This is a genomic window from Pseudomonas sp. UYEF17, from assembly GCF_040546125.1.
Lineage (GTDB): Bacteria > Pseudomonadota > Gammaproteobacteria > Pseudomonadales > Pseudomonadaceae > Aquipseudomonas > Aquipseudomonas putida_Z.
In genome coordinates this window covers 219,851-237,601 of sequence record NZ_JBEPNE010000001.1, presented here as the reverse complement: position 1 = coordinate 237,601, position 17,751 = coordinate 219,851, and the positions used below count along the sequence as shown (strand labels likewise).

25 protein-coding genes are annotated in these 17,751 nt (G+C 60.1%); 14 read left to right on the top strand and 11 right to left on the bottom strand.

Features of this window, described 5'->3' with window-relative positions:
* Positions 1-64: 64 nt before the first annotated feature.
* Together creA and ABIB24_RS01140 are read right to left on the bottom strand one after the other, a co-directional pair.
* Positions 65-1,276 carry a creatinase gene (creA, locus tag ABIB24_RS01145; RefSeq protein WP_013972218.1) on the bottom strand — a complete coding sequence of 404 codons (1,212 nt, stop codon included), beginning with the start codon at positions 1,274-1,276 and terminating at the stop codon, positions 65-67.
* A gap of 199 nt (positions 1,277-1,475) precedes the next feature.
* Positions 1,476-2,039, bottom strand: a complete 564-nt coding sequence (locus ABIB24_RS01140) for a type 1 glutamine amidotransferase family protein (RefSeq protein WP_023660547.1) — start codon at positions 2,037-2,039, stop codon at positions 1,476-1,478.
* Between the two features lie 331 nt (positions 2,040-2,370).
* On the opposite strand from ABIB24_RS01140, the gene ABIB24_RS01135 reads away from it, so the two are divergent.
* From ABIB24_RS01135 to ABIB24_RS01125, 3 genes are all read left to right on the top strand, one after another.
* Positions 2,371-3,144: a creatininase gene (locus tag ABIB24_RS01135; RefSeq protein ID WP_013972216.1), complete on the top strand. Its 774-nt coding sequence runs from the start codon at positions 2,371-2,373 to the stop codon at positions 3,142-3,144.
* An 83-nt stretch (positions 3,145-3,227) separates the two neighbouring features.
* Positions 3,228-4,613 carry a GABA permease gene (gene gabP / locus ABIB24_RS01130; protein WP_013972215.1) on the top strand — a complete coding sequence of 462 codons (1,386 nt, stop codon included), beginning with the start codon at positions 3,228-3,230 and terminating at the stop codon, positions 4,611-4,613.
* A gap of 223 nt (positions 4,614-4,836) precedes the next feature.
* Positions 4,837-5,853: a GlxA family transcriptional regulator gene (locus ABIB24_RS01125; protein WP_015270069.1), complete on the top strand. Its 1,017-nt coding sequence runs from the start codon at positions 4,837-4,839 to the stop codon at positions 5,851-5,853.
* Between the two features lie 120 nt (positions 5,854-5,973).
* Here the strand turns inward: ABIB24_RS01125 and grxC are convergent, their stop codons facing one another.
* Complete coding sequence (gene grxC / locus ABIB24_RS01120) at positions 5,974-6,228, bottom strand: glutaredoxin 3 (protein WP_015270068.1); 255 nt, start codon at positions 6,226-6,228, stop codon at positions 5,974-5,976.
* Between the two features lie 13 nt (positions 6,229-6,241).
* Complete coding sequence (locus ABIB24_RS01115; protein ID WP_286918261.1) at positions 6,242-6,760, bottom strand: carboxymuconolactone decarboxylase family protein; 519 nt, start codon at positions 6,758-6,760, stop codon at positions 6,242-6,244.
* Positions 6,761-6,890: 130 nt separating this feature from the next.
* Here ABIB24_RS01115 and ABIB24_RS01110 point away from each other — a divergent pair, with 130 nt between their 5' ends.
* Positions 6,891-7,721: an AraC family transcriptional regulator gene (locus tag ABIB24_RS01110; protein ID WP_286918228.1), complete on the top strand. Its 831-nt coding sequence runs from the start codon at positions 6,891-6,893 to the stop codon at positions 7,719-7,721.
* Between the two features lie 48 nt (positions 7,722-7,769).
* On the opposite strand, the gene ABIB24_RS01105 is transcribed toward ABIB24_RS01110, so the two are convergent.
* Positions 7,770-8,255 carry a glycine zipper domain-containing protein gene (locus ABIB24_RS01105; RefSeq protein ID WP_013972210.1) on the bottom strand — a complete coding sequence of 162 codons (486 nt, stop codon included), beginning with the start codon at positions 8,253-8,255 and terminating at the stop codon, positions 7,770-7,772.
* Between the two features lie 199 nt (positions 8,256-8,454).
* Positions 8,455-9,150 (bottom strand): DUF2238 domain-containing protein, encoded by a 696-nt coding sequence (locus tag ABIB24_RS01100; RefSeq protein ID WP_286918229.1) that lies wholly within the window; start codon positions 9,148-9,150, stop codon positions 8,455-8,457.
* 218 nt (positions 9,151-9,368) lie between these two features.
* Between ABIB24_RS01100 and ABIB24_RS01095 the strand changes: the two genes are divergently transcribed.
* Positions 9,369-10,589, top strand: a complete 1,221-nt coding sequence (locus ABIB24_RS01095; RefSeq protein WP_354315988.1) for a zinc-dependent alcohol dehydrogenase — start codon at positions 9,369-9,371, stop codon at positions 10,587-10,589.
* A 124-nt stretch (positions 10,590-10,713) separates the two neighbouring features.
* On the opposite strand, the gene ABIB24_RS01090 is transcribed toward ABIB24_RS01095, so the two are convergent.
* Positions 10,714-10,869: a hypothetical protein gene (locus tag ABIB24_RS01090; protein WP_354315987.1), complete on the bottom strand. Its 156-nt coding sequence runs from the start codon at positions 10,867-10,869 to the stop codon at positions 10,714-10,716.
* A gap of 8 nt (positions 10,870-10,877) precedes the next feature.
* Positions 10,878-11,111: a PLDc N-terminal domain-containing protein gene (locus ABIB24_RS01085; RefSeq protein ID WP_004376302.1), complete on the bottom strand. Its 234-nt coding sequence runs from the start codon at positions 11,109-11,111 to the stop codon at positions 10,878-10,880.
* 185 nt (positions 11,112-11,296) lie between these two features.
* Between ABIB24_RS01085 and ABIB24_RS01080 the strand changes: the two genes are divergently transcribed.
* The 8 genes from ABIB24_RS01080 to ABIB24_RS01045 all read left to right on the top strand — a co-directional run bounded on the left by ABIB24_RS01080 (position 11,297) and on the right by ABIB24_RS01045 (position 15,469).
* The gene (locus ABIB24_RS01080; RefSeq protein ID WP_274078453.1) at positions 11,297-11,800 is read left to right on the top strand and encodes a CinA family protein; all 504 of its coding nucleotides are present in this window, start codon (positions 11,297-11,299) and stop codon (positions 11,798-11,800) included.
* Between the two features lie 23 nt (positions 11,801-11,823).
* Positions 11,824-12,330 (top strand): hypothetical protein, encoded by a 507-nt coding sequence (locus ABIB24_RS01075; protein ID WP_075045506.1) that lies wholly within the window; start codon positions 11,824-11,826, stop codon positions 12,328-12,330.
* A 9-nt stretch (positions 12,331-12,339) separates the two neighbouring features.
* Positions 12,340-12,783 carry a DUF421 domain-containing protein gene (locus ABIB24_RS01070; RefSeq protein WP_004376294.1) on the top strand — a complete coding sequence of 148 codons (444 nt, stop codon included), beginning with the start codon at positions 12,340-12,342 and terminating at the stop codon, positions 12,781-12,783.
* Positions 12,784-12,931: 148 nt separating this feature from the next.
* The gene (locus ABIB24_RS01065) at positions 12,932-13,396 is read left to right on the top strand and encodes a PA2171 family ribosome-binding persister protein (RefSeq protein WP_025339512.1); all 465 of its coding nucleotides are present in this window, start codon (positions 12,932-12,934) and stop codon (positions 13,394-13,396) included.
* The gene (locus ABIB24_RS01060; protein WP_025339513.1) at positions 13,396-13,641 is read left to right on the top strand and encodes a hypothetical protein; all 246 of its coding nucleotides are present in this window, start codon (positions 13,396-13,398) and stop codon (positions 13,639-13,641) included. The genes ABIB24_RS01065 and ABIB24_RS01060 overlap by 1 nt, the downstream gene beginning before the upstream one ends.
* Positions 13,642-13,686: 45 nt before the next feature.
* Complete coding sequence (locus tag ABIB24_RS01055) at positions 13,687-13,830, top strand: hypothetical protein (protein WP_155951623.1); 144 nt, start codon at positions 13,687-13,689, stop codon at positions 13,828-13,830.
* An 86-nt stretch (positions 13,831-13,916) separates the two neighbouring features.
* On the top strand, positions 13,917-15,026 hold the full coding sequence (locus ABIB24_RS01050; protein WP_013972203.1) for a mechanosensitive ion channel family protein: 1,110 nt from the start codon (positions 13,917-13,919) through the stop codon (positions 15,024-15,026).
* Positions 15,027-15,133: 107 nt separating this feature from the next.
* Positions 15,134-15,469 carry a hypothetical protein gene (locus ABIB24_RS01045; RefSeq protein ID WP_274078457.1) on the top strand — a complete coding sequence of 112 codons (336 nt, stop codon included), beginning with the start codon at positions 15,134-15,136 and terminating at the stop codon, positions 15,467-15,469.
* A gap of 18 nt (positions 15,470-15,487) precedes the next feature.
* Here ABIB24_RS01045 and xth read toward each other — a convergent pair whose 3' ends face one another.
* Both xth and ABIB24_RS01035 read right to left on the bottom strand, forming a co-directional pair.
* Positions 15,488-16,282, bottom strand: coding sequence for an exodeoxyribonuclease III (gene xth, locus ABIB24_RS01040; RefSeq protein WP_025339516.1), 795 nt, complete (start codon positions 16,280-16,282; stop codon positions 15,488-15,490).
* On the bottom strand, positions 16,279-16,521 hold the full coding sequence (locus ABIB24_RS01035) for a hypothetical protein (protein WP_274078458.1): 243 nt from the start codon (positions 16,519-16,521) through the stop codon (positions 16,279-16,281). Before ABIB24_RS01035 ends, xth begins: the two co-directional genes overlap by 4 nt.
* Positions 16,522-16,563: 42 nt before the next feature.
* Between ABIB24_RS01035 and ABIB24_RS01030 the strand changes: the two genes are divergently transcribed.
* Positions 16,564-16,713, top strand: coding sequence for a hypothetical protein (locus ABIB24_RS01030; protein WP_354315986.1), 150 nt, complete (start codon positions 16,564-16,566; stop codon positions 16,711-16,713).
* Between the two features lie 387 nt (positions 16,714-17,100).
* Here ABIB24_RS01030 and ABIB24_RS01025 read toward each other — a convergent pair whose 3' ends face one another.
* Positions 17,101-17,715 carry a hypothetical protein gene (locus ABIB24_RS01025; RefSeq protein WP_038409376.1) on the bottom strand — a complete coding sequence of 205 codons (615 nt, stop codon included), beginning with the start codon at positions 17,713-17,715 and terminating at the stop codon, positions 17,101-17,103.
* Positions 17,716-17,751: the final 36 nt, after the last annotated feature.

The following is a 17,751-nucleotide window of genomic DNA, read 5'->3' as shown; positions in this document are numbered from 1 at the left end:
GCGCACCGCGCAAATCGCCGGTGCAGGGAGAAAGCCGCACAGGGTGACTGTGCGGCGGGTTCAATCACTTTTTGATGATGTTGTGTTCCGGACCGTACGGGAACTTGGTGATGTTTTCACTACCGTGCTCATTGACGATCAGGATGTCGTGTTCACGGTAACCGCCAGCTCCCGGCAGGCCTTCGGGCAGCATGATCATCGGCTCGATCGACACCACCATACCCGGCTCGAGTACGGTGTCGATGTCCTCACGCAACTCCAGGCCTGCCTCGCGACCATAGTAATGGCTAAGCGTACCGAACGAGTGGCCGTAACCGAACGTACGGTATTGCAGCAGATCGTGCTCCAGGAAGATCTCGTTCAGCTGCAGCGCGATGTCGCTGCAACGCATGCCGGGCTTGACCAGTTCAAGGCCAGCCTCATGCACCTTGACGTTGACCTCCCACAGGCGCAGGTGCTCATCGGAACAGTGGTCCAGGAAAAGCGTACGCTCCAGTGCGGTGTAATAACCCGCGATCATTGGGAAGCAGTTGAGGCTGAGGATGTCGCCCTTGTTGACCTTGCGCGAGGTCACCGGGTTGTGGGCGCCGTCGGTATTGATGCCCGACTGGAACCAGGTCCAGGTATCCATCAGCTCGGAGTCCGGGTAGGTGCGGGCGATCTCACGCACCATCGCCTGGGTAGCGTGCAATGCCACTTCGTACTCAGGTACCTGGTCACGCAGGGCCTCCACCACTGCAGCGCCACCGATGTCGGCTACCCGGGCGCCCTGGCGGATGATCGCGTGTTCTTCAGCCGACTTGATCATGCGCATGCGCATGCACGGCGCGGCGATGTCCACCAGCTCGGCCTGCGGGTAACGGCTGGCCAGTTTGTCCCGGTTCATCAGGTTGAGGTGGTCGAACTCGATGCCGATGCGCCCGGCCTTGGGCAGTGCCTGCTGAATCGCGACAAAATAGTTATCACGCTGCCAGTCGGTGTAGATGATGTTGTCGGTACCGACCGTACGGCGCCATGGCTGGCCACCATCGATGTTGGCACTGATCGACACGACGGCTTCCTGAGTGACAACCAGTGCATAGGGGCGGCCAAACGAGCAGTACAGGAAGTCGCTGTAGTAGTTGATATTGTGGTAGGAGGTAAAGACCGCAGCATCGATATTGTTTTGTGCCAGGTAAGTGCGCAACTTGGACTGACGGTTGGCATATTCCTGTTGCGAGAACGTCGGTTTGACTTTTTCGCCGTTCTTGATCTGAATGGTTTTTGGCATTTGCATGTTTTTTATTCCTTGTAGTTAACAGCGGAGAAACTTGTTTATCGGTGCCACTGGTGACCATTCGACCAGATAAGCCGAATGCTTTTTTGCGCGAATCCGACCCGTAAATGACCAGATCCGTCGCCGTGCAAACGAGGCCAAACACCGCAAAGGCGACGCAGAATCCGAGGCGCCAGCGCAATCAACCGATAGTGAGGATTCAGTGGGGGCGGTGCGCGAACAAGCGCTCGAGAAGTTGCCGCGAAACGCCGATCAGCGTTGCCAGTTCGCTGACTCCAAGCAGGTGGGATGTAGACGGCGGGAACAAAGCCAGGGTCTTCTTGACCTGTTCCGAAACACTGGCCGGTGCATGCACACATTTGATCTGGCCGACAGGCAGGTCTGCGTAATCGTCAACGGTGGGCAACCACCACGTCATCTGTTTTGCCGCACAGCGCACCTTCGGCCCCGATACACGGTGGCGCAGATGCGGGGTGCCTGTGCGTGAACGCATTTCATCACCCGGGCAGACAATGAGTATATCCAGCGGTTTTGCCTGGCTCAGTTCCACGGTGGCCGTGGAAATACCGTTGCTGGCCTTCAACGGCCGGCCGCCAAGGCTGATGATCTGCCACTGGCACACTTCGCACCGGGCAATTTCATTGGCGATGCGCAACGGCTCCAATGCGGCGGCCAACGCATAGAAATCAAACCCTTCACTCAACAGGAAACCAATGCGCACTGTGCTTGCCAATGGCTGGCCCACTTCGGTCAATTGCTGCATGTACTACCTCCAACTTTACCCACGCAGCGTCTACTGCGAACAGTAATATTGTCCCGGTAGTTGCCTGGCCAGATATGTCAGATTTCGACCCCTAATTGCCAGGCAGAATGGGCAAGCAAATCAGTTCGTCCGACATGAACGTTTTCGCCGCCCCTGAACTCGTGAATCAACGCATGCCGTGACCTACGGGATAGAGCCACGGCAGCTTTTGTCAATTCCAGGTCGGAAACTGACAATTCCAGCCGATGGCGATCTGATCAAATTGGGACATCTGCTACTGCTGCAAACCGGACGAGCTTTTGCAATTACAAGAACATAGAGAGACCACCCGATGAACGATAGCGTTGTAATTGGCGAACTCACCTGGCCCGAGTACGCCCGGCGTGTTGCATCCGGCAGCCCGATATTCTTGCCTGTAGGCGCCCTGGAGCAACACGGCCACCACATGTGCATGGAAGTGGATGTACTGCTACCGACCGCGCTGTGCAAGGCCGTAGCGCGCAATGTCGACGGCCTGGTGCTCCCCGCATTGGCCTACGGCTACAAGTCGCAGCAAAAATCGGGCGGCGGAAACCACTTTCCCGGCACCACCAGCCTGGATGGCGCAACACTGACACATACCATCCAGGACATCATCAGGGAGCTGGCCCGGCACGGCGCGCGTCAGCTGGTGATGATGAACGGGCACTACGAGAACTCCATGTTCATCGTGGAAGGCATCGACCTGGCGCTGCGCGAACTCCGTTATGCCGGCATCACCGATTTCAAGGTCGTGGTCCTGTCCTACTGGGACTTCGTCAACGCGCCTGAGGTCATCCAGGAACTCTACCCTGACGGATTCCTCGGCTGGGACATTGAACACGGTGGCGTCTTCGAGACTTCGTTGATGCTGGCCCTGCACCCCGAGAAAGTCGACCTGACCCGTGCCGTCGATCATCCGCCAGCCACCTTCCCCCCCTACGATGTGTTCCCGATCATTGCCGAGCGCACGCCGGCGTGTGGAACCTTGTCATCGCCAAAAGGCGCCAGCCGCGAGAAAGGCGAACTGATTCTGCGTGTCTGCACCGAAGGCATCAGCAACGCTGTCCGCGAGGCATTCAGTTAAGCGCCGCAACACCGCATTGATCTACCAGAGCACGATTCGCATTAGCTGTTAACCCGCCATCTATAACAACAAGGGTAATGATAATGTCCAGCCATTCAACTCTGGCCCCCGGCCTCAAGCAGCGCCACGTCACCATGCTCTCGATAGCCGGCGCTATCGGTGCCGGCCTTTTCATCGGATCGGGGCATGCAATTGCAGCGGCCGGCCCAGCGGCCATCCTGGCCTACATCATGTCCGGCACACTGGTTGTGCTGGTCATGCGCATGCTCGGTGAAATGGCAGTTGCTTCCCCTGATACCGGTTCGTTTTCCACCTATGCCGAACGCGCAATGGGTCGTTCGGCCGGTTTTACCATTGGATGGTTGTACTGGTGGTTCTGGGTGCTGGTCATTCCCATCGAGGCAATTGCCGCAGCGGCAATCCTGCATGCCTGGTTCCCCGCGATCGAAACCTGGGAATTCGCACTGGCCGTTACTGCCCTGCTCACCTTGACCAACTTGTTCAGCGTTGCGCGCTACGGGGAGTTCGAGTTCTGGTTCGCCATGCTCAAGGTCATCGCCGTACTGGCCTTCATCGCCCTGGGTGCGCTGGCCCTGACCGGCGTGGTGCCAAACCTCAGCGTCAGTGGCGTGGCCAAGCTGAGCAACGACTTCGGCGGTTTCATGCCCAACGGCATGGCAGCGGTGATTGGCGCCATGCTGACCACGGTGTTCAGTTTCATGGGCACCGAAATCGTCACCATCGCCGCCGCAGAATCCAAGGACCCCTCCAGACAGATCACCCGCGCTACCAACTCGGTCGTGTGGCGCATGGGCATCTTCTACATCGTCTCGGTGTTCCTGATCGTCTCGATCGTGCCCTGGAACGACCCCATGCTGGTGCAGGTCGGCTCCTATCAGAGGGCCCTTGAGCTGATGAACATCCCTCACGCCAAGATGATCGTGGATGTCGTCGTGCTGATTGCCGTGGCCAGCTGCCTCAACTCGGCAATCTACACCGCATCGCGCATGGTCTACTCGCTGAGCAGACGTGGCGACGGCCCTGCCGTTCTCCAGCGCACCTCATCGGCCGGTGTGCCATTCGTCGCGGTCATGGCCAGCACCGCTGTAGGCTTCCTTACCACCGCGTTGAACTACTTTGCGCCGGACGAGGTGTTCTCCTTCCTGCTGGCGAGTTCCGGTGCCGTGGCACTGCTGGTCTACCTGGCCATCGCGGTATCGCAACTGATCCTGCGCAAGCAGATGGCTCGTCGAGGTGAGGTCATGGCCTTCAAGATGTGGTTGTTCCCCTGGCTGAGCTACTTGGTCGTCGCCTCCATCATCGGGATTCTGGCAATGATGCTGATCATGCCCGGCCACCGCATGGAAGTAATGACAACCGGCGCGCTGGCAATTGCCATCGTGTGCATGAGTTCGATCTTCTCGCCCAGGAAGCGCCCACTGCCCCGTGTCGCAACCAAATCGGCCTGAGGCTGGCTCAGCCGCTTCGCCCTGCGAAGGCTATGCGTTCGCAGGGTGTCGCCTTTTTGCGTCAAACTGCAAACAGGGGGCGAATATCGGCCAGTGCGCACCCTGTAGCCTGATTGCTGCGTGTAGTATGCCGCCGCAGGCTTGGAGCCCTTTTACACAAAAAATTGCCTGTATCGGGAGACAGGCGCTGAACACGTCATCTTGCATTGTAGGAGTCGTATTGATGGCTACGCCGAGATCCTCCCCGCTGGCCACGGGTTACCCTGTCGATGCCCCCACACCCAAGATCGTCGGGTTTCTGGTGATCCCCAATTTCACCACCATCGGGTTCGCCTCTGCGGTGGAGACCTTGCGCATGGCTAACCTTGCTGCGCGCAGGGCCATGTTCCAGACACTGATCATCGCCGCCGACATGGAGCCGGTGAGCGCCAGCAACGGCATGCGCATCCTGCCTGAATACACCATCAAGGATGCGCCCAAGCTGGACATGCTGTTTGTGGTAGGGCCAAACCCCATCGTCTCCGACCACAATACCCGCGCCATCCTGAACTGGCTGCGCAAGCTCGCCCATGACCAAGTGGCATTGGGTGGCATTTGCACGGGTAGCCATTTGTTGGCGCGTGCCAATCTGCTCACGGGTTACCGTTGCACCATCCACTGGGAAGATATCGAAGCGCTGAAAGAGCGCTTTCCCGGGATCATCATTTCCAGCCAGTTGTTTGAACTTGACCGTGACCGGTACACCAGCTCGGGTGGGGTGGCATCAATGGACATGTGCCTGCAACTGATCGCACGCGAACCCGGCGGGCGAGAGATTGCCGAACATGCGGCCGAATTGCTGTTGTGCGACCGCGTTCGCAGTTCGCAGGAACGCCAGCGCGTGCCCCTGCGACAGCGGCTAGGGACGTCCCAACCCAAGCTCAGCCAGGTAGTCAGCATCATGGAGGCCAATCTCGAAGACCCTGTGACCCTGGAGGAACTGGCGCAGTTGAACGACATCTCAGTTCGGCAGTTGGAGCGCCTGTTCCACAAGCATCTGCAAAGTACCCCTAGCCAGTACTACCTTGAATTACGCCTGTCGCGCGCCCGACAACTGTTACTGCACAGCGAATCGCAAGTACGGGATATCGCCCTTGCCTGTGGTTTCGTTTCGCCGGCGCATTTCTCCAAATGCTACAGCCGTTTCTTCGGCGTCTCTCCCATGGGTGAACGCAAGCAGGTTGCTGCGGCTCAGTGCTGATCATCGACGAGTGCAACGAAGCGTCGGTGAAACAGGGATCGCAAGTGACCGCTTTGAACCGTTAGCTGCCCTTGCCAAGGGCGGCTAACGGCCAAAGGCAAATATCGCTGAATCAGCCCTTCAGGCACTGAGCAGTGCTTCGAGCTCGCCCTTTTGATCGAGGCGTTTCAGATCATCAAAACCTCCCACATGGACACTCCCCACAAAGACCTGCGGCACGGTCCTGCGCCTGGATCGCAGCAGCATCTCGGCCAGATGGTTCGGCGAAGCCTCGATATCGATTTCCACGGCACTGACCCCCTTGTGCGCCAGCAGTCGCTTGGCGCTCACGCAGTAAGGGCAGTGTTGGGTGGTATAGATTGTCACCTGGTTCATGTCGGTTGCCCTCCTAGTGTGCCAACGGCGGGAAGTCGATATCGGTGGTGGAGATGTTGTTCAGGTAGTTGGTCAGGGTCAACAGCGTGACCTGTGCCACCACCTCCACGATCTTGCCATCGCTGAGACCAGCCTCGCGTGCTGCGGCGACCTGATCGTCATTCAATTGGCCGCGGCTTTCGGTGATCTGATGCGCCAGCGCGGCGACCGCGCTGAGCGTGCCACTACGCGCCTGGCTAATGGCCTCATCGCTCAAGCCGGCTTTGGCACCAAAAAAGCTGTGTGCGGCCAGGCAATAGTCGCAACCATTGATTTCCGAGGTGGCAAGCGCAACCACTTCACGCTCCGCGGCGCTCAGTGAGCTCTTGCCCAGAGCCTGGGCGAGGCCCAGGTATCCATTGAGAGCGGCTGGGGAGTGAGCCAGGGTCTTGAAGGCGTTGGGTATGAAACCAAGGCCTTTCTGAATGCCTTCAAGGGCAGTGCGCGAGCCAGCAGGGGCCTGGTCCAGCGAGAGAGCAGCGATACGAGTCATGGTAGTTTCTCCAGTAGGGTGATTAACCAGCTTGTCGATCAAGCCTGGAGTCAATACTAGGGAAGACGACTATCCTTTCGGCTTCAGATCGTCGAATCTATGCAACCGATCGTCCAAACCTGAGCGCCCCATGGACCGACTATCGACACTGCTCAAGCACTTCAACCTGCATGCGTCTACCTTCCACCACGGTGATTTTTGTGGAACGACCCGCTTTCATGGGCAGCAAAGTTCCGGCCACGCGCACCTGCTTCGTTCGGGTCGCCTGACCTTCAGTGACAAACGTGGTCAGCTCATGGAGCTGGCGGAGCCAAGCCTGATACTTGCGGTACGTCCGCAGGAGCATCAGTTGCTGGCGATCGAAGCAGACGAAGCGGAGTTGGTGTGCGCCACCTTGCAGTTCGATGGTGGCGCCAACAATCCGCTGACCCAGGCCTTGCCGGACTTCATCATCAAGCCGTTGCGCGAATTGCAGGGCCTCGATGGCACCCTCGAATGGCTGTTCGAAGAAGCCTTCGGCGACGAGTGTGGACGGGATGTCATTCTCAATCGGCTGTTCGAGTTGATGGTGATTCAGCTACTTCGCCATCTGATCGCCAGCCGCAGCATTGCTTCGGGGATGATGGCCGGGCTGGCCAATGCACAGCTGTCCCGTGCGCTCGTGGGTATCCATAACGAGCCACAGCACAATTGGACCGTGGCAGAGTTGGCTGACCGCTCAGGCATGTCGCGCGCGAGCTTTGCTGCGCACTTTCGCGAGACCGTGGGCATCACCCCTGCCGATTACCTGGCGAACTGGCGAATCAGCCTTGCCCAGAAACGGCTGCGCGAAGGCCGCCCCATCGCCCTGATTGCCGATGAGGTCGGCTACGAAAGCCCGTCTGCGTTGGCCCGCACCTTTCGCCGCAAGGTGGGTGCAAGCCCGAGGGAGTGGCTACAGCAGAGCACGCATGATGCCTAGCCGAGTGACAGCTGCGGCCAGCCCGGCGATGGGCCAGTAACGCGGGGATCAGTCGTCGTAGCGGTGATTGTTGCGCCAGCCATAATGATGGCCACGGTCGTGGCGGTGACGGCGCCAGCCCCGGTCGTCGTCATCGTCGTCATAATCCCGGTAGCGATGCCCGCTCTCGTCATCGTATTCCCGGCCCATGTGGTTGCCCAAGGCACCACCCACACCGCCACCGGCTGCTGCGCCGATCATGCTGCCAGTGGTGCCGCCCATCTTGCGACCCACCACGTTGCCGCCAGCTGCACCCAGTGCGCCGCCAATGGCCGCCTCGCCACGGCTGTGCTTGTCGGCACCCACCGCACCACCGGCCGCGCCACCCAGGCCGGCGCCGATTGCCGAGCCGGTGCTGCCGCCGATCGACTGACCGACTACCGAGCCCAATACTCCACCCAATGCGCCACCTATACCTGCTCCGGTATTGCCGCCTGCCGACGCAACGCCGCTAAGCAGGCCAAGTGACAACAACAGAATCGAGGAGTACTTCATTTGTGAAAGCCTCAGAGGGATACGGAGGCGATCCTGAGGCTCTGGACAGGGGCTTACAATGGAAATCCGACGAGTGACACGACTTGGAAAAATTCTCCAAGTTATTGTTTTCCCGATGGAAACTTAAGGGTTTTTCAACGGTCACAGGCTGATTGCAAAAAGCCTTTCCAGTGGTGGAGAAGCCTTTTATTTCTACCCGTCACCCGTGCTCCCCCTCCAAACTCACTACCCTTCTGCCCCAGACCTTGCTTGCCCCAAACCGCTGGATCAACAAGGTGACAAGTGCACCAAGCAAAGCCAGGGCCATGTCCTTTTGTGCATCCCAAGGGTCTTGCTGGGTCGCGAGAAAGGCTTGTGCCTGGTCATCACCCAGGTATTGGCCACCTATCCACTCCAGCAGCTCGTACAGCGCCGATGTGGCAAGGACGAAGGAAACGGTACACAACGCCAACCAACCACCTCGCAACCGGGCCTGGCGCTGGAGCAGCTCCCTGATCGGCAGGACGAACAAAAGGCCGTAACTCAGATGCACCAGACGATCGAACTGGTTGCGCTGCCAGCCCATCCAGGCATTCAGAGAGTGGTCGGTAAGCGCACGCAGCCAAGCGTCATAGGGGACTTTGGCATAGGTAAAATGCGCTCCTAGCTCGTGAATCGCCAGCATCACCACGATTGCCAGGTAAGCATGCCGAGAAAAGCGCCAATAACGGCTGGTCGCAGCCAAGGTGAGCAGAAGCGCCAGCGGCAAAACGTTTTCGAGCCACCAATCCGCACGATCAAGCGGCGCAACCCCCGAGGCAAGCATCAGCAACATGGCAGATGTCAGCAAGCCCGCGGCTTGGCGTGGCGTGGCCGAAGGGGCAAAGCTTGTTTGCAATGCTGGATTCCTGTTCATGGTTTTACGCTCGGCTTGAGCACGGTTGAGCCTCGCAGGGCAGCTAAAGTTTCCTCCGGGCGCCGGCTTCACCTGTTGCCATGTCACCTCAACGACAGTTCTTCATGATGTTGGTGGGGCCAGTAGCACTGAAAATTACCGATGGATGATTCCACCTGAACTTTACCTCCCTCCTTGGCTTCCCCTGCATAGACCACCCGGCCCCAGGAGATGAACCAATGAGAGCACTGACATACCACGGAACCCAGGACGTCAGGGTCGACAATGTCCCCGACCCACTTATCCAGGACGAGGACGATATAATCCTCCGGGTCACCGCTACCGCCATCTGCGGCTCCGACCTGCACCTCTACCATGGCAAGATTCCACAGACCGAGCCGGGTGATATCTTCGGCCACGAGTTCATGGGCATCGTCGAAGATACCGGCCGCGGGGTGACCAACCTGCAGGTCGGTGACCGCGTGGTGATTCCCTTCGTGATCGCCTGCGGCAGCTGCTTCTTTTGCCAACTCGACCAGTTTGCCGCTTGCGAAACCACCAACACCGGCCGCGGTGCAATCATCAACAAGAAAGGCATCCCGCCCGGGGCCGCACTGTTCGGCTATAGCCATCTGTATGGCGGCGTGCCCGGCGGCCAGGCGGATTTCGTGCGGGTGCCCAAGGCCAACGTCGGCCCGTTCAAGGTGCCTACCGCCCTGCCGGACGACAAGGTGCTGTTCCTCTCGGATATCCTGCCAACAGCCTGGCAGGCCGTTACCAATGCGCAGGTCGGCCCCGGCTCGACAGTAGCCATCTATGGCGCCGGGCCAGTCGGCCTGCTGAGCGCAGCCTGCGCGCGCATGCTGGGCGCCCAGACCATTTTCATGGTCGACGACAATGACTACCGCCTGGCGTTCGCTCGCGACGCCTATGGTGTGGTGCCGATCAACTTCGAGCAGGATGATGACCCGGCCGACAGCATCATCCGCCTGACCCCAGGCATGCGCGGCGTGGACGCCGTCATCGACGCGGTCGGTTTCGAGGCCAAGGGCAGTACCACCGAAACGGTACTGACCACGCTGAAGATCGAGGGCAGCAGCGGCAAGGCGCTGCGCCAGAGCATCGCCGCGGTGCGCCGGGGCGGCGTGGTCAGCGTGCCTGGAGTCTATGCGGGTTTTATCCACGCCTTCATGTTCGGTGATGCCTTCGACAAGGGCCTGACGTTCAAGATGGGCCAGACCCACGTGCAGAAATTCCTTCCTGAACTGCTCGAACATATCGAGGCCGGGCGCCTGGAACCGGAACTGATCGTCACCCACCGTCTGGCCCTGGAAGAAGCGGCGTTAGGTTACAAGTTGTTCGACCAGAAGCAGGACGACTGCCGCAAGGTCATCCTAGTGCCGGGCGCTGCCGCCGGTACATTGGGACCTGACCATGCATTCGGGGGGATACAGCGATGATCGAACTGCCCATGACTCATTGAATTAGCAGGGAACCTGTGGGAGCGCCTTTAGCCGCGAACACCGGCGCAGCCGGTGCCATGCACTGCGTTGGATTCTTCGCGGCTAAAGCCGCTCCCACAGGTTACGCGGACCGCTTGCGTTGCGTTTCATCACGAGCTGTTTTCTGCGCAGTGGAATCATGGGACGTGCCAGTTGACCCATCAGGACGCTGCGCATCATTGTCCCGTTCCTCTTCACCTTGGGTTCCGCTGCGAGGTGCATCCGATTCTTTCTTCATTTCCCCTCCTACCCCTTGCTATGTTCAGGCGACGACGGCCCGGTACCGCGTTTGATTCCACGCGGCCCAAGCACGCCCCAGATGGCAAGGCCGACAATGGGCAGCGCCAACAGCAACAGTGCCCACATCGCCTTCGTCACATCGCTCTTGTCACTGCGGAAAACACTGACGATGGCCCACAGATCGAGCAACACAATGATCGCCGCCACAGCGATCCAGAAATACGTCACAGGCTCGGTCATGATCGCTTCTCCTCTGCTTGTTCCGGCAGCAGCGCGAGGTCCGCACCGCCGCCCTCCTACCTAGAGGAAGCCGGCAAGCGGAACAAAGTTCAGGAAGCTTTCCCCGCCATTGATCGGTGGCACAAGCAATGAACCAATCCCGCAGGAAACACGTCCACCACAAGACAATGCACGAGTGACTATCCATGACGACCGACCCCGTACTCGAGGCCCTTGATTACCTCAAGGCCCACAAGCTGGTACTGACCACCGCAGAATCGTGCACGGCCGGTGCCATGGTTGCGCTGCTGGCAGCAGTGCCGGGGACCGGCGAGGTACTGGAAAGCGGCTACGTGGTGTACTCGCCCAGTGCCAAGAAACGTCTGCTCGGCGTCAGCCCGCAGACTATCGAACGCTACGGCCTGACCAGCGAGGCGGTCGCCTGGGAGATGGCGCTCGGCGCATTGAAAGACAGCGACGCCACCGTCGCCATCGCCAGCACGGGTGTCGCCGGGCCGGAGCCGCAGGGTGCCATCGCCCCGGGCACGGTGTGCTTTGCCTGGGCCTTTGCCGGCGAGCCCTTGGCCGTGTTCACTCGCAGCCAGCGCTTTTTTGGCGAGCGCGCGGAGGTAATCCGCCAGGGCGCGCTCTTCGGCTTGTCGCACCTGGCCCATTACCACCAACGCTGGCTGCGCGGTGAGCGCGCCTGAGGGCTACGTGAGGGGCTACGAGCATGGACGAAGACGAGCTGGCTTCAAGGCACCACCCCGTCGAAGAAGACATGCGAATGCAGCAGCGGGTCTGGCGTTTCGAACGGGTGGGATGGTACGCGCTGGTGCTGGTCGTGCTGCTGGGCCTGGCCGGGTTGTTCGGCAACGGTCCGCTCAGTGACGCCCAGGTCATGAGCGAGGACGGCCGGGTGCATGTGGAGTATCAGCGCCTCAGCCGCAGCGGCACCACCGACAACCTGCGCATCACGGTTCGCGGTACTGCCGGGGAGCCTGTGATGTTGTTGCTCGGGGGGACCCTGCTACGCGAAGCCAGCATCGAAACGCTGCAGCCAGAGCCGCAAGTGTCGCGTTCCCATGGCAGGTCGCTTCTGCTCCAGCTCGGCACCAGCAAAGAGGGTATCGCCACCCTCTACCTCACCCTGCGCAGCGAATACGTCGGTACTCTCGAAGGTGTTGTCAGCGCGGGCCCGGACAGCACAGTGCATTTCTCGACCTTTCTTTACCCGTAGGAGCGCGACATGGACTCCATTCTCCGTGCGACAGGCATGTACATCGCGCTGATGCTGCTGTTTCGCGTGGCTGGCAGGCGCTCGCTGGCAGACTTGACCACCTTCGACTTCGTCCTGCTGCTGATCATCGGCGAAGCAACCCAGCAGGCATTGCTCGGCGAGGACTTCTCGTTCACCAACGCCATGCTGGTGATCGCCACGCTGATCGTCCTGGATGTCGGCCTGTCGCTGGCCAAGCTCAACTCCAAGCGCCTGGCCCGGCTGGTCGACGGCCACGCGACACTGGTCGTGGATCACGGGCGCTTTCTCCACCACCGAATGCGGCGGGCACGGCTGACCGAAGACGACATTCTCGAATCGGCGCGGGACAGCCAGGGCATCGAAAGCGTCGGGCAGATCAAGTTCGCCATCGTCGAGCGCAACGGCAAGATCTCGATCATCCCGCAGGAATGACCCTGTCGCACCGGTGCAACCTGCGTGGTTCCCTGTGGGTGCAGCCTTTCGCGAAACCAGTACGTTGATCATCCGCTTTGAACCTTGGCGCGCGGGCCCTACTCCATCGAAGGCAATCGTGATTTTTCCAGCCCCGAAGAGGTGTCGCATGAACGCTATCGATTTGTTGATCCAGGACCATGAGCTGGTGAAGAAGCTGCTGGAGGAACTGTCCTCCACCACTGAGCGCGCAGTGAAGAAGCGCGCCGAGTTGCTCGAACGCATCAAGCAGGAAGTAAGCATCCACACCGCCCTGGAAGAAGAGCTCCTGTACCCGGCCATCAAGCAGGCCGGCGGCAAGGAAGAAGCGAAGATGTATTACGAAGCCAAGGAAGAGCACCGCACCGTCGACTCGCTGGTGCTGCCGGACCTGCTGCAAACCGAGACCGGTACCGTCGAGTTCGCCGGGCGGGTCAAGGTGATGAAGGAACTGTTGGAACACCATATCGAGGAGGAAGAAAGCGAGCTGTTCCCGACCGCCCGCAAGCTGCTGGGCAAGCAGGAACTGGATGAGCTCGGCCAGGCCATGGAAGCGCAGAAGAAACTGCTCAAGGGCGAACAGCGTGCCGCGTGATGGAGGCCTGGATCGACTTTCTTGAATGGCCCGCCATGGTCCTGACGGTACTTGCCGCCTGGTGCATCGGCTCACGGCGCCCAGGCCGGCGCAAGCTGGGTTTCTGCTGCTTCATTGCCAGCAACGTGCTGTGGGCCGCCTGGGGGTGGCAGGCGCAAGCCTGGGCGCTGATCCTCCTCCAGGGCTGCCTGTGCGCCATGAACCTGCGAGGCTGGAAGAAAAACACTGCCGTGGAGTCGGGCTGAAAGCCCGGTTCCATGCCTGAAAGCCCAACGGCGAGGAGCCAGACCATGATCGAACCCAACACACCCGACCCGTACGTGGACGAAGTTCCCCACAACCCAGGCGAGCCTGTGCCTGAACAGGAACAGGAGCAGCAAGCGCCCGACTGGCCCGAAGGCCAGGTGCCGCCAGAGGAGCAGTCCGACGGCTGAGGCTCACCTAACGAGTGGCGTTGCCTGCTTCGCCGGCAATGCCGCTCCCCCAGTCACCCAATCCTGCGCAAGGAGGCAAGTGTCTCATGAGTGATCGCATCATCGCCTTGTTCACCGATACCACACTGTTCGGAGTTTCCGTTCTCAATTTGTTGCTGGCACTGACGGTAGCGCTGCTGACATTCCTCGTGGCGCGGGCGGCCATCAGTTTCATGCTGCATCGGGTCAGGCGCTGGTCCGAGCATGACGGCGCGCTCAGCCAGGTGCTGGCCAAGGTGCTCGCCGGGACCAGCAATTTTCTGCTGTTCCTTGCCTCGCTGCTGGTGGGCCTGAGCATGCTCGACCTGCCCGAGCGCTGGCTGACCCGCGTCGGTAGCCTGTGGTTCGTGGTCGCGGCGTTGCAGATCGGGCTGTGGGCCAACCGCGCCATCGGCCTGGGCCTGAGTCGCTACTTCGCCCGGCATCGCACCGACGGTTTGAACCAGGGCAGCGCGCTGGCCACGCTGTCGGCATGGGGCGCGCGGGTGCTGTTGTGGTCAGTGGTGCTGCTGGCGATGCTGTCCAACCTGGGCGTGAACATCACCGCCTTCGTCGCCAGCCTGGGGGTAGGCGGTATCGCCGTTGCACTGGCCGTGCAGAACATCCTCGGCGACCTGTTCGCCTCGCTATCCATCGCCGTCGACAAGCCGTTCGAGGTGGGCGACTTCATCGTCATCGGCCCCCTGGCCGGCACGGTGGAGCACGTGGGGCTGAAGACCACACGCATCCGCAGCCTGGGCGGCGAGCAGATCGTCATGGCCAACGCCAGCATGATCAGCAGCACCATCCAGAACTACAAGCGCCTGCAGGAACGACGGATCGTGTTCGAGTTCGGCCTGTCCTACGACACGCCAACCGAGGCCGTGAAGAAAGCACCCGCCATTGTCGAGGAAGCGATCAAGGCACAGCAGCAGGTGCGCTTCGACCGTGCCCACCTGCGCGGCTTCGGCAAGGAGGCGCTGGAATTCGAGTGCGTGTATATCGTCAAGGACCCCGGCTACAACCTGTACATGGACATCCAGCAAGCGATCAATTTCCACCTGCTCGAGCGCTTCTCGAAGGTGGGTGCAAAATTCGCCGTACCGGTACGCGCGATCAAGGTCACGGCCTTGCCAGAGGAATCGAAGCGCGGGCCTCAAAGTATTCACGTGGGGTAACCCGCCCCCGTGCATGTCAGCGCTCGAAGCATTCCGTCGCTTTCACGGCACGGCCGTGGGTAATGCAGGCCGAACAGAAGGTGACCAACCCGCAACGGAGTATCGCCATGAAGATCATGAAGCCTCATTCGTTACTGCTCGCGCTGTACCTGGGGGTCAGCGCACCTGTGGTGCTGGCAGCCACCGACCTGAACGATCAGCGTGCTCCTGGCACGCAGCCGCATGACAGTGGGCACATGAACGGCCAAGGCGGAGCGACCGGCTCCGGCACGCCTGCGGATGCCATGGGGTCGGGCTCTGGCGGCACCGATAGCAATGATACTGACAATACCGGTGGCGATGGCACTACCGACCGATCGGGTAGTGACAGCAATGGATCGGAACGCGGCAACGGGACAGGAAGCTCCGGTGGTTCGGGCTCCAGCGGTAGTTCCGGTAGTTGAAGGTTCGCTCGAACTGCCCTACGGCCGACGACGCGTGCTCAGCTCGATCCAGACTGGTGCATGGTCGCTGGCCTTGGGTTCGTTACGCACCCAGGCATCGACACCAGCCCGCTTCAGGTAAGGCGCGAGCTCGGGGTTGAGCAGCAGGTGGTCGATACGCAACCCGGCGTTGCGGGCCCAGTGGTTGCGGAAATAATCCCAAAAGGTATAGATGCGTTCGTCCGGATACAGATGACGAATGGCATCGACCCAGCCTTGATTCAGCAGTTTCTGGTAGCACGCACGTGATTCGGGCTGCAGCAGCGCATCCTTCATCCAGGAGCGCGTGTTGTAGATATCCATGTCGGTAGGCACCACATTGAAATCACCCGCCAGCACCGCGGGATGACCACTGTCATGCAGCCCTTTCACATGGGCGATCAGGCTTTCGAACCAGCGGAGCTTGTAATCGAATTTCGGCCCCGGTTGCGGGTTGCCGTTCGGCAGATACAGGCATGCCACCAGCACGCCCTGCACCGCTGCCTCGAGGTAGCGGCTCTGGTTGTCGTCCTCCATGCCAGGCAGGCCACGACGTACTTCCAGCGGTTCGCTGCCCCGCGCCAGAATGGCCACGCCATTCCACGAAGGCTGCCCTTGGTAGAGGCAACCATAACCCGCCGCTTCGAGCGCCTGGCGAGGAAACTGCTGATCCGCCGCCTTGAGTTCCTGCAGGCAGGCGATGTCGGGCTTTTCCCGCTCCAGCCAAGCCAGCAGTGCCGGCAGCCGGCTACGAATGCCGTTGATGTTGAACGTGGCAATCTTCAGCGCTTTCATGCGTCGGGGTCGCTGACGTGGGCCTGCACGGCATCTTCCACAGCACGCACATGGGCGTCATCGGCCAATGCCTTGAGTGCCAGCCAGTCGTCCCAATCGATGGCGCCATCGTCACGCAAAGCCTCGGCGGTGCGCAGCAGTTCATGGTGGTAGGCATCCGGCGACTCACGGCGGTAACTGATGTCGTCGTACTGGGCGTACCAGGCCTCGAGCTCAGGGATACTGCGTTCAATGCTCATAAGGGAGCCCTCACGGTGTCCTTTGCATTAAGAGCCTCAACCATGCAGCGACGTTCAAATCCGAGTATCGAGTCGCGAACGGAAATCACCATCGCCACCACGCTGCAACGAGCGCAAAAAACCATTGCAGGCGGCCTGCCGCCTGACGATGGGCAACTGCTACCGGCGATATTTCTATTGGTTCGCGCCTGACCCGTCAGCGGATGGGGAGAACAGCACATAACTCATTGAATCATCGGGGACTCTGTGGGAGCGGCTTTAGCCGCGAACACCGGCGCAGCCGGTGCCATGCACCGCGTTGGATTCATCGCGGCTAAAGCCGCTCCCACAGGGTACGCGTACTGCTTGCGGATTCAGTTCTCTACGCGACAGCGCAGCCCAAAGGACCGGGCGATATCCCACAGAACTGCGCGGGACCTTGTGGGAGCGGGCGCGCCCGCGAAGAGGCCAGATCAGGCGACACATCACTTCGGGCCTTTACCAACCGCCAGCCGAACCGCCCAGAGGCTGCCCATGAAACGAGCTCGCCGCGAACCAGGTTTCCCGGTTCGCGGCGTAATTGAAGCGTTATTCAGGCAATCAGGTAGGAATGCCAGCCAGCCGCCAGACAGGCGCCGGAACCGGTTCGGCCTGGCTGCGTTTGCGTGCCCACTGGGTCAGGGCAGCCATCATGGCAAAGCCAAGCAGGATCAGTACCGGATAAGCCAGCAGCAACTCGGTCAGCGAGTATTTCCAGGCCAGTGGCCGGCCAACGCCCAGCATCGCCGCATACAACCAGGACACACCCGACAGTGCGCCGGAGAACAGTGCGAACATCCGCACGCCAAAATTAAGATCCAGCAAGTTGCCCGCCTTGAGCAGGGCAGGCAATACATAACGATGCAACAGCATGCCATTGAAGGTCAGCAACATGACGATAATGACCTTCGCTTGAAGTTTCGGATTGGCAAAATAGTTCATACCTTTATCAAGGTAGTCAATTCCAATCACTGCGGCGCCCGTGAGCCACAAGAATATCAGGGCATTGGCCACGGACTTCTGCAAGCTCGTCATATGCTTACTGTCATGCCCGGCCTCTTTATGACCTTTCAACAAGTTCCTGACCATCTCGGCGTCACTGGCGAATACCAGGCCGATGGCAATGCAACAGGCCAGTAAATGAACGTAAATCACCGACAACCGCACCAGCTCCATGGATTCTTTCTGCCCGAACAGGCTAATAATTGTATT